Origin of the sequence: Deinococcus sedimenti (genome assembly GCF_014648135.1) — a bacterium.
In the GTDB taxonomy this organism is placed as follows: Bacteria; Deinococcota; Deinococci; order Deinococcales; family Deinococcaceae; genus Deinococcus; species Deinococcus sedimenti.
On sequence record NZ_BMQN01000013.1, the window covers coordinates 36,750 to 49,415 of the forward strand.

The window sequence follows — 12,666 nt, forward strand, 5'->3', positions numbered from 1 at the left end:
CTCCATCACCTCTCAACCATCACCCATCAACCCTTTCCGCCCAGCGGGCGCGCAGCGTGTCGAAGCCCGCGTCGATCCGCGACTGCGGCAGGACCATCTGCGTGGTACTCCCGTGGCCGATCTCGTCGCCGAGTTCGTTCACGGCGCGCATCCGGGCGACGATCCGGCGGCCCTCCATCCGGTCGAAGGTGGCGGTCACGGTGACGGTCATGCCGGGCAGCGCGGACGCCGTGTGCGTGACGTCCACCTGCGTCCCGATGCCACCCTCACCGTCTTCCAGGAACGGCAGGATGATCTTGCGTCCGGCCTCCTCGAAGTGCCTGGCCATCCAGTACGTGGCGTACACGGGGTGCAGGCGGCCCAGCTCGCCGAACTCGACGGTCATGTCGTCGGTGACGGTCACGGTCAGGGTCTGCGTGAAACCTTCAGGGATGGCGTGCATGAGGAGCAGGCTAGCGTCCGCGGGCAGTATGGGGAAAGCGTGAATCCCAGCCATGCGGACACCCGCTCGGCGCGTCCGTAGACTGCCGGGATGAGGCTCAAGCCTGCCGACCTGTTCACGCTGCTGCGCGAGGCGTTCCTGGCCTTCGGGCAGGACCAGGCCCCGCGACTGGCGGCGGCCATCGCCTACTACGCGATCTTCAGCATCGCGCCCATGCTGCTGCTGGGCGTGGTGCTCGCCGGGCGGCTGATCTCGAACGTGGACGTGCAGGCGCAGCTGTTCGGGCCGGGCAGTCTGGTCGCGCAGAACCTCGGGGACAGCACCGCCGAGTTCCTGCGGGGCCTCGTGAACACCGACTCTCTGCAGAAGGGCAGCCTGATCGCCACGCTGGGCGCGTTCGTGACGCTGTTCCTGGGGGCCACGGGACTGTTCGTGCAGCTTCAGGGCGCGCTGAACGCCATGTGGGGCGCGGATCCCGCCCCGCCGCAGGGCTTCCTGCACGTGCTGGTCACGCGCGTGAAGTCCTTCGTGATGATCCTCGCCATCGGGCTGGTGCTGATCGTGTTCCTGGGCCTGAACACGTACCTGTCGGCCATCGCGCAGGGATTGGGGGACACCATCGGGGCGGGGGCGTTCTTCGTGCGGCTGGGCACGGCGCTGCTGTCCATGCTGTTCCTGACGCCGGTGTTCGCCGGGATCTACAAGGTCCTGCCGGACGTGAAACTGGAGTGGCGGGAGGTCTGGGTGGGGGGCGCGTTCACGGCGACGCTGTTCACGCTGGGGCAGTTGGGCATCGGCCTGTACCTGGGTCAGGCGGCGCCGGGCAGCGTGTTCGCGGGCGCGGCGTCGCTGGTGGTGCTGCTGCTGTGGATCTACTACTCCGCGATGATCTTCTTCTTCGGCGCGGAGGTCACGTGGGTGTACTCGCAGAAGTTCGGCACGCACGCCGGGGGCGCCGCGAACACCGCGAAGAAGGAGGCGCTGGCCGCGCAGGGCGTGGACATCGACCCGACCGAGAGCGCGCAGGAACGCGACGCGAAGGACGCGGCGGGCGCGCCGATCCGGGACGCGCGCGGCCGGGTGCTGGGCGTACCCGTCCCGAAACTGCCCCGCGTCCTGCCACGCGTGCCACGCCGCGACGAGGGCCGCGTGCTGCCCACTGTCCGCGCCACCCTGTGGAACGCCGTGACAGCCGTGCTGGCGGTCCCGGCCGTGATCGTGCTGCGGCTGCTGGGCATCACCGGCGGACGGCGAAGGTAAGAGAACAGGCATGGGGCGGAGGTGAACCACGACCTCCGCCCCATGCCTGTTCTCCGTGACTTCCCGCTCTGTTCGGTGCAGGGGATCCGAGAAAACCCCTGCCCCCACTGAACACCGCCTTCAGTCCAGCGTGGCAGGGAACGGCAGGATGCCCTCGTAGATGGCGCGGCCCACGATGGCCCCCTCGATGCGCTCCTCGCGCAGCAGTCGCACGTCGTCCAGGTTGGCGACGCCGCCGCCCACGATCAGGGTATTCGTCCAGAGACGGCGGACCTGCGCCATCAGCTCGCGGTTCAGGCCGCGCAGCGTGCCGTCGCGGGTGACGTCCGTAAAGATCAGGGTCTCCAGGCCCGCGTCGGCCAGCGTGGGGGTCAGGTCGGCGACCATGACGCCGCTGCCCTGCGCCCAGCCGTGCGTGGCGACCTCCAGCCCGCGTGCGTCCAGGCTGACGACCACGCGTTCCGGTCCGTGCGCGGCGATCAGGTCCCGCACCAGTTCGGGTTGCTTGACGGCGGCGGTACCGATCACGACGCGGTGCACGCCCAGGCGCAGCAGCTCCTCGGCGGCCTCGCGGCTGCGGATGCCGCCGCCCACCTCCACGGGCACGTCCAGCTCGGCGGTGATCTGCGCGATCACGGCGCGGTTCTCGCCGCGTCCCGTGGCGGCGTCCAGGTCCACGAGGTGCACGAGGCCCGCGCCCAGGCCGACCCAGTGGCGGGCGGCGTCCAGGGGAGAGTCGAAGTAGACGGTCTCGCGGTCGGGGTCGCCCTCGAACAGGCGCACGGCGCGGCCGGACTGGATGTCCACGCAGGGAATGATGAGCGGCTCTTGCATGAGCTTCAGGATACGGGCCCGGCTCGCGCGGGGGCGCCGGAGGGGGCTACACTGCGCGGGTGCGCGTCGGGATTGTCACTGCGACCTACCTGCCGTCCCGGAACGGGGTGGCGACCAGCACGGCGCTGTTCGCGCGGGGCCTGCGCGAGCGTGGGCACGAGGTGCGGATCTTCGCGCCCCGCCACCCGCTGATGCCGGCACACGAGGACGGCGTGTACCGCCTGAACTCGTCCTTTGCGGGCGCACGGGCGCTGGGCGCCCCGGCGGACTACCCGGTCATGCTCGCGCCAGGGCCCCTGCTGACATCGCGGCTGCCGCTGCGCGGACTGGACGTGCTGCACACCATGCACCCGTTCCTGGCCGGGCAGCTGGCCCTGAAGTGGGCGCGGCTGTCGGATGCGCCCGTGGTGTACACGGCACACACGCAGTACGACCAGTACCTGCACTACGCGCCCATGCCCAAACGGGTTGGGCGCGCGGTGCTGCGCCCGCACGTGAGCGCCTTCGCGCGCCGCGTGGACGCGGTGCTCGCGCCGGGCCGCGCGATGGTGGACATGCTGCGCGAGTACGGCTTCCAGGGTCAGGTGGACCTGATGCCGAACCCGGTGGACCTCGCCGCGTTCCGCGCCGCGACGGGCGCCGCGTTCCGCGAGCAGTACCACGTCTCGCCGGACGCGCCGCTCGTCGTATCGCTGGGCCGACTGGCCCCCGAGAAGAACCTGGACGTCCTGCTGCGCGCCTTCGACCGCGCCCGCGCCAGCCGCCCGGACCTGCGCCTGCTGGTCGTCGGGGACGGCCCCAGCCGCGCCGCGCTGGAACAGGCGGCTCCCGAGGGCGTCACCTTCACCGGGCCGGTCCCCTACGAGCGGGTGCCACAGGCGCTGGCGGCCGCCGACGTGTTCCTCACCGCCAGCACCAGCGAGGTCCTGCCGATGAGCATGATCGAGGCCCTCGCGGCGGGCGCGCCGCTGGTCGCCGCGCAGAGTCCCGCCGCGCTGGACCTGATCCAGGAGGGCGTGAACGGCACCATCCGCGCCGCCACGCCCGAGGCGCTGGCGGAGGGCCTGCTGGACACACTGATCCCGGAACGGCTGCCCGCGCTGCAGGCGGGCGCGCGCGCCAGCGCCACGCAGTACGACCTGACCACCCGCGCCGCCGCGCTGGAAGCCGTGTACGAACAGGTCATCCGCCGCAAACGCCGGTAGCACCGCAGCGCGGTCCCTGTCCGGAGACAGCTGATACGGGGTCCGTTTGTTTCGTTCACAACAGGGCAGGGCACCGGGGTGCCAGCTCCACGCCTACGCCCCCACCCACTTCTGCTCAGCGATATTCACTCGTTTCGCTCGGTCATAGCGCAGGCGTCCTGACGGCCACTGGTCTACGCACCGCCGACCAGCCAGATGAGCAGTGCGGCCGCCAGCAGGCAGCAGGGCAGGGCGTACCACAGCCACGGGCCGGGTGCGCGCCAGATGATCAGCAGGCCCATGAGTGCCCCGCCGCACCCAGCGACGCGACCAGCGTGGAGGAGCGCCCTGGGCACGCTGAATGCGTAGGCGCTCACGTAGAGCCCCAGCAGCGTCAGAAGGACGAGCAGCGCAGAGAGCAGCAGTTTTCCAGGCAAGGCCATACTGAAGTGTAGGGATGGAGAAACAGGAAGACCCCGGCATTTCTGCTGGGGTCTTCTGTGTGGTGCCGAAGATGGGACTTGAACCCACACGCCTCGCGGCGCTAGTCCCTGAAACTAGTGCGTCTACCAATTCCGCCACCTCGGCACACCTTTGGTATTCTCGCCCGCGCTCGGGCGCGTTTCAGGGCTCGCTTACTTTATAGGCGAGTGCCGGAACTGTCAACACCCCCCGGCGCCGGACGTGGAAGGGCCGCGCCGGGGCACCCTCCCCAGACGCGGCCCCTGCGGTTCATTCAGGTGACGGGTTCGCCGCGTTCGCGCAGGCGTTCGGCCAGCTTGCCGGGTTCGAAGAGGCTGGCGCCTGCGCCGTAGCGGGCGGTGACGGCGCGGTTCAGGAGCCACACGGCCACCGCGACGCCCAGGAGGCTGATGATCAGGCTCGGGACGCGCATGATGGCGTTCACGGCGGCGATCTGGGCGTTGAAGTCGTCGGTACCGAACTTCGCGGTGACGCGCTGGTAGTTCACGACGCTGTTCACCACGCCGCCGATCAGGTCGACCACGGCGAACACGACGGTGCCCTGCACCAGGCCGCGTTTCACGATGGGGTCGCGCATGGCGGTCTGGGTGGCGGCGCGGTGTTCGGGGCTCTCGCCGATGCTGGTGGCGTCCAGAAAGACGCGGAACAGCGGGACGCTGGTGGCGGCGCTGATCAGGAACAGCAGGCCCACGAGATACGAGCGGGCGCTGTCCTTGATGGCGTACCAGAAGCCGTCCACGTACCAGAAGGCCAGCGCGCCGCTGAAGATCGCGCCTGCCCCGCCGATCAATGCGACGGGGCTGACGTTGCGGTTCACGAGGAGGTCCCACAGGACGTACGCGACGGGGATCAGCGCGGCCAGGAGGTACGCGCGGACGTTGCCTGTGGTGCCGCCGCCGAACACCTGCTCGGCGACGCTGATGCCGCTGCCGAGGATGTTCGGGCTGAGGATCATGATGGGGATCAGCAGGGTGAAGATCAGGTCCCAGACGGTCTTGGGCACGCGGGGGCGTTTGGCGGGCGTGGGGGCTACGGTCATGACGGGCATTCTCCTGCATTCCCGCGTGAGGAGCAGCCCGGAAGCCGGCGGTGGCCCTGACGGGCGGTCCGGTACGCTGGAGGGAATGCGCGCTCTGGAGGTCTTCACGGTGTTCCTGCGGCTGGGCCTGTCGAGTTTCGGGGGGCCGGTCGCACACCTGGGCTTCTTCCGCGCGGAGTTCGTAGGGCGGCGCGCGTGGCTGAGTGACGCGGAGTACGCGGAGCTGGTGGCGGTGGCGAACTTCCTGCCGGGGCCGAGCAGTTCGCAGGTGGGGCTGGCGGTGGGCCTGCACAGGGCGGGGTGGGTGGGGGCTGGCGCGGCGTGGCTGGGCTTCACGCTGCCCAGCGCGCTGCTCATGGCGCTGCTGGGCGGGACGCTGGCGGGCAGCGCGGCGGACGGGGCGGGATGGGTGCAGGGCGTGAAACTGGCGGCCGTGGCAGTCGTCGCGCAGGCGGTGGCGGGCATGTGGAGCGCGCTGGTGACGGACCAGGTGCGGGCGGGGCTGGCGCTGGGCGCGGCGGCGGCACTGCTGGTGCTGCCCGCGTGGTGGCCGGGCGCGGGCGGCTGGGGCACGCTGGGCGTGCTGGGGCTGTGCGCGCTGATCGGCTGGCGGGTGCTGAGCGGCGCGGCGTCCGGGGCGGGGGCGCTGCGCGTGCCGGTGTCGCGCCGGGCGGGGGGTGCGCTGCTGGCGCTGGGCGCGGTGCTGGCCGCCACCTTCGCGGCGCTGTCGGCGCTGGGGGGCGGCTGGGCGCTGCTGTGGGCGACGTTCCGGGCGGGCGCGCTGGTGTTCGGCGGGGGGCACGTGGTACTGCCGCTGCTGGAACCCGCGTTCGTGCCGGATCTGCTGCCGCACGGGGTGTTCGTGGCGGGGTACGGCGCGGCGAACGCCATGCCGGGGCCGCTGTTCACGTTCGCGTCGTACCTGGGGGCCGCCGCCGCGCCCGCCCTGGGCCTGGGGGCGGGCGTGGCGGCGCTGCTGGGCACGCTGGGGATCTTCCTGCCGGGCGCGCTGCTGATGCTGGGCGCGCTGCCGTTCTGGTCCGCGCTGAGTGGCCGCGCAGGCGCGCGGGCGGCGCTGGCGGGCGTGAACGCGGGCGTGGTGGGCCTGCTGCTGGCGGCGCTGTACACGCCGGTGTTCACGGGCGCGGTGCGCGGCCCGGCCGACCTGGCGGGCGCGCTGCTGGCGTACGCGGCGCTGACGGCGGGGCGGGTGCCCGCGTGGGTGGTCGTGCCGGTCTGCGCGGCGCTGGGCTGGGCACTGGGCTGACTGCCGGGCGGCAGATGATGGCGGTCCGGCGTGCAGTCGCGCGGCGGCCGCCTGATTAAGCTGGCTTCATGAACAACGGTGAACAGGGGTCGGCGTGCAACTGACCGTGAACGGCCAGCGCCGCGAGGTCGCGCACCCCGACGAGATGCTGGTGTGGGTGCTGCGCGACGAACTGGGCCTGACCGGCACGCACTACGGCTGCGGGATCGGCGCGTGCGGCAGCTGCACGGTCCTGGTCGGCGGGCAGGTCACCCGCGCGTGCCTGACCCCGGCGAGCGCGGCGGCAGGACGCGAGGTCACGACCGTCGAGGGCCTCGCGCGCGGCGAGCGGCTGCATCCGGTGCAGCAGGCGTTCCTGGAAAATCCGTTGCAGTGCGGGTGGTGCCTGCCCGGGCACCTGATGTCGGCGGCGGCCCTGCTGGACCGCACGCCGGACCCCACGCCCGCGCAGATCGAGGAGGCGGCGGGCATCAACCTGTGCCGCTGCGGCGGGTACAACGCGATCCGCCGGGCGGTCGCCCGCGCAGCAGAGTTGAAACGAGGGGGCCTGTGAAACGGGTTCCGTCTGTTCCGCCCGCAGATCGGAACACCACCGATCTGCCAGCTCCACGCCCGGAACCCTTATCTCTCCTCCTCTGCGAGGCAGCTCTGCGAGTCGCCTCCGCTCGGGTTGAACGGTACACGACACCCGTCCAACCGGAGGGCCTGTGAAGCCCGTCACGCGCCGCCGGGTCCTGATCGGCCTGGGCAGCGGCGCGGGGGTGCTGATCGTGGGGGCGCCGCTGGCGCTGAACGCGGGCCGTCCGGCGCTCGTGGAGTTCATCGAGGAGAACGGTACGGGGCCGCAGGACGCGCCGCGCGACCCGGACCTGTGGTTCGAGGTGACGCCCGCCGGGGTGACGTTCTTCGTCCCGAAGGTCGAGATGGGGCAGGGCATTCACACGGCGCTGGCGCAGATCGCGGCGGAGGAGCTGGAGGTCACGCCGGAGCAGCTGACGGTGCGGCAGGCGGACACGGCGCGCGGCTACGCGGGCGGCACGATGTTCACGTTCGGTTCGACCAGCGTGAAGGCCCTGTACCGCCCGCTGCGCGAGGCGGCGGCGACCCTGCGCGAACTCCTGCGGGAGGAGGCGGCGCGGCAGCTGGGCGTTCCGGCGGCGCGGTTGACGGCGGCCGGTGGGTCGTTCTTCGTGGCGGGTTCGCGCGAGCGCATCGGGTACGCGCAGGTCGTGGCGGGCAAGCAGGGCGAGTGGGTGATTCCGGAGGCCGCGCCCGTGCTGAAGGCGCGGCGGGACTTCAAACGGATCGGGCGGGCCATGCCGCGCACGGACTTCCGGGACAAGGTGCTCGGCACGGCGACGTACGGGTACGACGCGCGTCTGCCGGGCATGCTGTTCGGCGCGGTGGCGCGCCCGCCGCGGTTCGGGGCGCGGCTGGTGTCGGCGTCGGCGGGCGCGGCGGGACGGCAGCCGGGCGTGGAGCGGGTCGTGATCGACCTGAAGGCGGGCTTCGCGGGTGTGGTCGCACGGACGCGCACGCAGGCCCGCGCGGCGCTATCTTCCCTGGACCTGCGCTGGGAGGGCGGCACGACCGCCAGCAGCGCCGATCTGGACGCGCAGATTCAGGCAGGGTCGGGGTCGGTGCTGCGGCGGCGCGGGAACGTCCGCGCGGCCCTGGATGGGGGGACGGTGGTGCGGGCCGAGTACCGCACGCCACTGGCCGCGCACGCGCACCTGGAACCCCTGGCGGCCCTGGCGGACGTGAAAGCGGGCGGGCGGATCGAGGTGTGGGCGTCCACGCAGTACCCGCAGAAGATCGTCGACGACCTGCGCGGCGTGTTCGGCAAGGACCGCGAGGTCCTCGTGCACCCGACGCAGCTGGGCGGGGGCTTCGGGCGCAAGGCGGGGCAGCACGCGGCGCTGGAGGCCGCGCGGCTCTCGGCGGCGGTCGGGAAGCCCGTGCATGTCGGCTGGACGCGCGAGGAGGACCTGCAGCACGCCTTCTACCGCCCGCCGACCCATCACGTCCTGCGCGGCAGTGTGGGCGCGGACGGGCGGGTGCGGGGCGTGGAGCAGTTCACGGCGGGCGGCGACATCATCTGGGGGCAGACGGGCCTGCCGGAATTCGTGCGGGACGCACTGGGGTTCGATCCGGGCGGCCTGCTGGGGCAGTTCCTGCCGTACGACCTTCCGGCGTACCGGGTCGTGAACCGCCGCGAGGCGCTGCCCGTCCCGACCGGGTACTGGCGCGGCCTGGGCGTCCTGCCGAACACGTTCGCGCTGGAGAGCTTCATGGACGAACTCGCGCACGCCGCGCGGGTGGACCCCCTGGCGTTCCGACTGCGGCACCTGGGAAGCAGCGGGGACGAGGGTCGCCTGCGGACCGTGCTGGACCGCGCCGCGCGGGCGGCCGGGTGGGGCACGCCCGTCGCGGCGGGCCGGGCGCGCGGCGTGGCGTGCTGCCTGGACCTGAACACCGCCTCGGCGCTGGTGGCGGAGGTCTCGGTGGACGGCGGACGGGTGCGGGTGCACCGCGTGACGGTCGCCGTGGACCCCGGACTGGTCGTGAACCCGGACGGCGCGCGGCTGCAGATCCAGGGGTCGGTGATGATGGCCCTGAGTTCCGCGCTGCACGAGGAACTGACCATTCAGGACGGGCGGGTGGTCGAGTCGAACTTCGACCGGTACCGCCTCCTGCCCCTGCGGGACGCGCCGGAGGTCGAGGTGATCCTGATCGAGAGCGGCGAGGACCCGCAGGGCCTGGGCGAACCCGTGATGGGCCCGGCGGCGGCCGCCGTGGCGAACGCGGTGTTCACCCTGACCGGCCAGCGCCTGCGGACCCTGCCCCTGCGCCCCGGAAGCTGAGCTTCAGCATCCGGGCCACGCATGGGCGGGAGCCCGTCCGTTTCGTGGATGGATCGGAACGACACCGGTCCTCCCCACTCCACTCCCGGGCCCCCTTCTTCTCCTCCTCTGCGGGGCAGCTCTGCGAGTCGCATCCGCTCGGGTGGAAAGGTTCTCGCCAACCATTCCACCGGAGTCGATGTCATTCCAGCACGAAGCGGATGCTCTCCTCGAAGGTGACGCGGGCGACGTCGGCGCGCGGCAGGACGACGTTGCGGCGCCAGGGCATCCATTCGGTCTGCCCCTGGGCACTGCGCAGGAAGCCGCGCAGGCCGACCTCGACGTAACGGGCGTCCCCGCCCAGCAGCGCGGCGAGTCCGGCGCGGACGGCGTCCGGGTCGGTCAGGGGGCCGGTCAGGCGCGCGGAGGGCACGCCCGGCACCTCCTCCGGGGTCTGGGTGGGAGTCTGTCCGGTGTGGGTCTGGCCGGTGGGGTTGGGGTGCGGGCGGTACAGGTCCACCGTGAAGCCCGGCAGGGCCAGCAGCGCGGCGCGGGCCTGCGCTTCGGGCAGCGGGCGGGTGAAGGTGACGTGCAGGTCGATGTCGAACCCGCGCGTGCCCTTGTCCGTGCGGGAGGTCGGGGCCGTCACGGGGTGTTCGGCTCCTGAAGGCTCTGCGGCTGGGCACTCCGTTCCAGGGCCTTGCGGTGCTGGTACAGGTGCGTGGCGACCATGCGCGTCCAGTCGAGCGCGTCCAGCTCCCCGAAGAACGGGTGCCACAGGGTCCGGCCCGGCGTGGCGCGCAGCGCGCCCGTGACGGTGCTCAGGCCCGCGCGGCTCTGCGTCCAGGTGGCGTCCAGGTCGTCCCACGCGAGGCCCGCAGCGCCGGGCTGGGTGTGGGGCGGGGCGACGCGGCGACCGTCGGGCGTGAGTTCACCGGGCATCTGCGGCATGGGGCGCAGTTCACGTTCGGACAGCAGCAGGCCGACGCCGCGCGCGATGGAATCGTTGATCTTCAGGACGTGCTCGGCCTCCTGCGCGGGGCTCCAGTCGCGGCCCGGCTGGGTGCGGGTCCAGTCGTCTGCGCGGGTGCGCAGGTGCGCGTGGAACAGGTCGAGTTCGCGGTCCAGACGGGCGCGGACGTCCTCGGGCGTGGCGCCCATGGGGGCCAGGGCGGCCGGGTCCAGCAGCGGTTTGGTCATGCGGGCAGTGTACGCCGCGCGGCCCGGCGCGGTCATACGCACTCCGGTTGAACGGGTTGCAAAACCGTTCAACCCGAGCGGACTCGTAGAGCTGCGCAGCAGCGCGAGCACAAGAGAAACGCCCCTCCGGGCGTGGAGTTGGCAACCCGGTGTCCTTCCGGGTTGTGAACGAAACAGACGGAATCCGGATCAGCCCTGCCTCCACCCGGCCCACACGCCCAGCGGGCCCGCGCCCGCCACGCCGCAACGTGCCCGGAACGGCCACCCGGCGGGCGTACTCCAGCGGCTCAGGGGGTCGGTAGGGCCGTAGGCGTCGAAGTCCCGGTCCTGCGCGGCCAGCCCGGCGGTGAGGCAGTCCTGCACGGCCTGTGGCCGGAAGGCCCGACCGGTCAGGGCGCTCAGGAACGCGGCGGCCTCGCGGGTCTGCGCGGCGGTCAGGCGGGTGCCGCGCGGGGCGCCGGGGCGCAGCAGCCGCGCGCCGCTGACCTGGCCGCCGGGGCGGACGTCCACCTCCAGCCGCCAGCCGGTCGCGGTGCGGTAGGTCCGCTGCTGGCCGTCATGTCCGCCCAGGGTGTCCGGGGTGTTCTCGCGGACGGTCTGGAGGGTGCAGCGCAGTGCCCGGCACAGCGGCGTGGCGGGCACGTCCACCGCGCGCCCGATCCAGGCAGGTTCCGGCGCGCCCCCGGCCTGCGCGGGCGTGAGCAGGAGCAGCGGCAGCAGGGCGGCGCGCAGCAGCTTCATGTCCGCAGGGTACCGGGACGGCACAAGACACGGGGCCGCAGGTCAGCGCGGCCCCCCTCTCCCCCGTTCCTGAAGTCAGCGGACGGGCTGGCCCAGCACGGCCTTGCCGCCCAGGTAGGGGCGCAGCGCCTCCGGCACGCGGATGGTCCCGTCGGCCTGCTGGTGGTTTTCCAGCAGCGGCACGAGGATGCGCGGCGCGGCGATGCCGGTGTTGTTCAGGGTGTGCGCGTACACGAGTTTGCCGTGCTCGTCGCGGTAGCGCAGGCCGGTGCGGCGGGCCTGCCAGTCGCCCAGGTACGAGCAGGAGTGCGTCTCGCGGTACTTCTCCTCGCTGGGCACCCAGGTCTCGATGTCGTACATCAGGACCTTCCCGGCGCCCATGTCGCCCGTGCAGTTCTGCACGACCCGGTACGGGAGTTCCAGCGCCGCGAGGAGCGCCTCGGCGTTCCCGAGGATCTTCCCGAACCAGTCCAGGGCTTCTTGCTCGTCGGCGCGGCACAGGACGTACTGCTCGACCTTGCGGAACTCGTGCACGCGGATCAATCCGCGCACGTCCCGCCCGGCACTCCCGGCCTCGCTGCGGAACGCGGCGCTGATCGCGGCGTAAGCGATCGGCAGTTGCTCCAGGCTCAGCTGCTCCCCGGCGTACAGGCTGTTCACGGGGACCTCGGCGGTCCCGGCGAGCATCAGCTCGTCGCCCTCGATCTTGTACACCTGATCTTCCCCGCCGGGGAAGTGCCCGCTGCCGACGAACGCCTCGGGGCGCGCCAGGGCGGTGGTGGACAGCGGCGTGAAGCCCCGGCCGGACAGGAAGTCCATGGCGAACATCAGGACCGCCATTTCCAGCATGACCGCCTCGCCCTTCAGGAGGTAGCTGCGGCTGCCGGACACGCGCGCCACCCGCTCGGGGTCGCTCCAGCCCTGCTTCTCCAGCAGGTCCACGTGGTCCAGCGGCGTGAAGTCGAAGGTGGGAAGTTGACCCTCGCGGCGCAGTTCGACGTTCTCGCTGTCGTCCCGCCCGACCGGCACAGAGGCGTGCGGGATGTTCGGGACGCGCAGCAGCAGCTGCCTGAGGTTGTCCTCGTGGGCGCGCAGGGCCGGGTCGAGCGCCTTGATCTCCTCGGCGAGGTCCTTGCCGCGCTGGATCAGGGTGGGGCGCTCCTCGGGCGTCGCCTTGGGGACCAGTTTGGCGTTGGCGTTGCGTTCGGCCTGCATGGCCTCCACGCGCTGCTTGAGGTCCACCAGTTCACGGTCGAGGCGCAGCAGCTCGTCGATGTCGAGGTTCACGCCCTTGACGTCCACGGCGTGCTTCACCGCCCCGGCGTTCTCACGGATGAATTTCAGATCCAGCATCACAGCCTCCAGAGACGGTC

Annotated in this window: 13 protein-coding genes and 1 tRNA gene; 5 read left to right on the plus strand and 9 right to left on the minus strand. The window is 72.1% G+C overall.

Features of this window, described 5'->3' with window-relative positions:
• Positions 1 to 19: 19 nt before the first annotated feature.
• Positions 20 to 442 (minus strand): thioesterase family protein, encoded by a 423-nt coding sequence (locus tag IEY69_RS16980; RefSeq protein ID WP_189074339.1) that lies wholly within the window; start codon positions 440 to 442, stop codon positions 20 to 22.
• Between the two features lie 90 nt (positions 443 to 532).
• On the opposite strand from IEY69_RS16980, the gene IEY69_RS16985 reads away from it, so the two are divergent.
• Positions 533 to 1,702, plus strand: coding sequence for a YihY/virulence factor BrkB family protein (locus IEY69_RS16985; protein WP_189074340.1), 1,170 nt, complete (start codon positions 533 to 535; stop codon positions 1,700 to 1,702).
• Between the two features lie 120 nt (positions 1,703 to 1,822).
• Here IEY69_RS16985 and hisA read toward each other — a convergent pair whose 3' ends face one another.
• Positions 1,823 to 2,536: a 1-(5-phosphoribosyl)-5-[(5-phosphoribosylamino)methylideneamino]imidazole-4-carboxamide isomerase gene (gene hisA, locus IEY69_RS16990; RefSeq protein WP_189074341.1), complete on the minus strand. Its 714-nt coding sequence runs from the start codon at positions 2,534 to 2,536 to the stop codon at positions 1,823 to 1,825.
• A 59-nt stretch (positions 2,537 to 2,595) separates the two neighbouring features.
• On the opposite strand from hisA, the gene IEY69_RS16995 reads away from it, so the two are divergent.
• The gene (locus IEY69_RS16995) at positions 2,596 to 3,741 is read left to right on the plus strand and encodes a glycosyltransferase family 4 protein (RefSeq protein ID WP_189074342.1); all 1,146 of its coding nucleotides are present in this window, start codon (positions 2,596 to 2,598) and stop codon (positions 3,739 to 3,741) included.
• Between the two features lie 173 nt (positions 3,742 to 3,914).
• Here IEY69_RS16995 and IEY69_RS17000 read toward each other — a convergent pair whose 3' ends face one another.
• The 3 genes from IEY69_RS17000 to IEY69_RS17010 all read right to left on the minus strand — a co-directional run bounded on the left by IEY69_RS17000 (position 3,915) and on the right by IEY69_RS17010 (position 5,251).
• Positions 3,915 to 4,163, minus strand: coding sequence for a hypothetical protein (locus IEY69_RS17000; protein ID WP_189074343.1), 249 nt, complete (start codon positions 4,161 to 4,163; stop codon positions 3,915 to 3,917).
• Between the two features lie 60 nt (positions 4,164 to 4,223).
• Positions 4,224 to 4,308, minus strand: a tRNA-Leu gene (locus IEY69_RS17005).
• Positions 4,309 to 4,456: 148 nt separating this feature from the next.
• On the minus strand, positions 4,457 to 5,251 hold the full coding sequence (locus tag IEY69_RS17010; protein WP_189074344.1) for a VC0807 family protein: 795 nt from the start codon (positions 5,249 to 5,251) through the stop codon (positions 4,457 to 4,459).
• A 76-nt stretch (positions 5,252 to 5,327) separates the two neighbouring features.
• Between IEY69_RS17010 and chrA the strand changes: the two genes are divergently transcribed.
• The 3 genes from chrA (at position 5,328) to IEY69_RS17025 (ending at position 9,373) form a co-directional block, all read left to right on the plus strand.
• The gene (gene chrA, locus IEY69_RS17015) at positions 5,328 to 6,509 is read left to right on the plus strand and encodes a chromate efflux transporter (protein ID WP_189074345.1); all 1,182 of its coding nucleotides are present in this window, start codon (positions 5,328 to 5,330) and stop codon (positions 6,507 to 6,509) included.
• 94 nt (positions 6,510 to 6,603) lie between these two features.
• Positions 6,604 to 7,062, plus strand: coding sequence for a (2Fe-2S)-binding protein (locus tag IEY69_RS17020; RefSeq protein WP_189074346.1), 459 nt, complete (start codon positions 6,604 to 6,606; stop codon positions 7,060 to 7,062).
• Positions 7,063 to 7,216: 154 nt separating this feature from the next.
• Positions 7,217 to 9,373 carry a xanthine dehydrogenase family protein molybdopterin-binding subunit gene (locus IEY69_RS17025; RefSeq protein WP_189074347.1) on the plus strand — a complete coding sequence of 719 codons (2,157 nt, stop codon included), beginning with the start codon at positions 7,217 to 7,219 and terminating at the stop codon, positions 9,371 to 9,373.
• 181 nt (positions 9,374 to 9,554) lie between these two features.
• Here IEY69_RS17025 and IEY69_RS17030 read toward each other — a convergent pair whose 3' ends face one another.
• The 4 genes from IEY69_RS17030 to serS all read right to left on the minus strand — a co-directional run bounded on the left by IEY69_RS17030 (position 9,555) and on the right by serS (position 12,646).
• Positions 9,555 to 10,001, minus strand: a complete 447-nt coding sequence (locus tag IEY69_RS17030) for a hypothetical protein (protein WP_189074348.1) — start codon at positions 9,999 to 10,001, stop codon at positions 9,555 to 9,557.
• Positions 9,998 to 10,552: a DinB family protein gene (locus tag IEY69_RS17035; protein ID WP_189074349.1), complete on the minus strand. Its 555-nt coding sequence runs from the start codon at positions 10,550 to 10,552 to the stop codon at positions 9,998 to 10,000. Before IEY69_RS17035 ends, IEY69_RS17030 begins: the two co-directional genes overlap by 4 nt.
• A 189-nt stretch (positions 10,553 to 10,741) precedes the next feature.
• Positions 10,742 to 11,293: a hypothetical protein gene (locus IEY69_RS17040; RefSeq protein ID WP_189074350.1), complete on the minus strand. Its 552-nt coding sequence runs from the start codon at positions 11,291 to 11,293 to the stop codon at positions 10,742 to 10,744.
• 75 nt (positions 11,294 to 11,368) lie between these two features.
• Positions 11,369 to 12,646 carry a serine--tRNA ligase gene (serS, locus tag IEY69_RS17045; RefSeq protein WP_189074351.1) on the minus strand — a complete coding sequence of 426 codons (1,278 nt, stop codon included), beginning with the start codon at positions 12,644 to 12,646 and terminating at the stop codon, positions 11,369 to 11,371.
• Positions 12,647 to 12,666 lie beyond the last annotated feature (20 nt).

Excerpts from the sequence above, each read along its gene's own strand:
- IEY69_RS16980 (WP_189074339.1), bottom strand. The coding sequence starts at position 442 with ATGCACGCCATCCCTGAAGGTTTCACGCAGACCCTGACCGTGACCGTC.
- IEY69_RS17000 (WP_189074343.1), bottom strand. The coding sequence starts at position 4,163 with ATGGCCTTGCCTGGAAAACTGCTGCTCTCTGCGCTGCTCGTCCTTCTG.
- serS (WP_189074351.1), bottom strand. The coding sequence starts at position 12,646 with ATGCTGGATCTGAAATTCATCCGTGAGAACGCCGGGGCGGTGAAGCAC.
- IEY69_RS17040 (WP_189074350.1), bottom strand. The coding sequence starts at position 11,293 with ATGAAGCTGCTGCGCGCCGCCCTGCTGCCGCTGCTCCTGCTCACGCCC.
- chrA (WP_189074345.1), top strand. The coding sequence starts at position 5,328 with ATGCGCGCTCTGGAGGTCTTCACGGTGTTCCTGCGGCTGGGCCTGTCG.
- hisA (WP_189074341.1), bottom strand. The coding sequence starts at position 2,536 with ATGCAAGAGCCGCTCATCATTCCCTGCGTGGACATCCAGTCCGGCCGC.
- IEY69_RS17010 (WP_189074344.1), bottom strand. The coding sequence starts at position 5,251 with ATGCCCGTCATGACCGTAGCCCCCACGCCCGCCAAACGCCCCCGCGTG.
- IEY69_RS16985 (WP_189074340.1), top strand. The coding sequence starts at position 533 with ATGAGGCTCAAGCCTGCCGACCTGTTCACGCTGCTGCGCGAGGCGTTC.
- IEY69_RS17035 (WP_189074349.1), bottom strand. The coding sequence starts at position 10,552 with ATGACCAAACCGCTGCTGGACCCGGCCGCCCTGGCCCCCATGGGCGCC.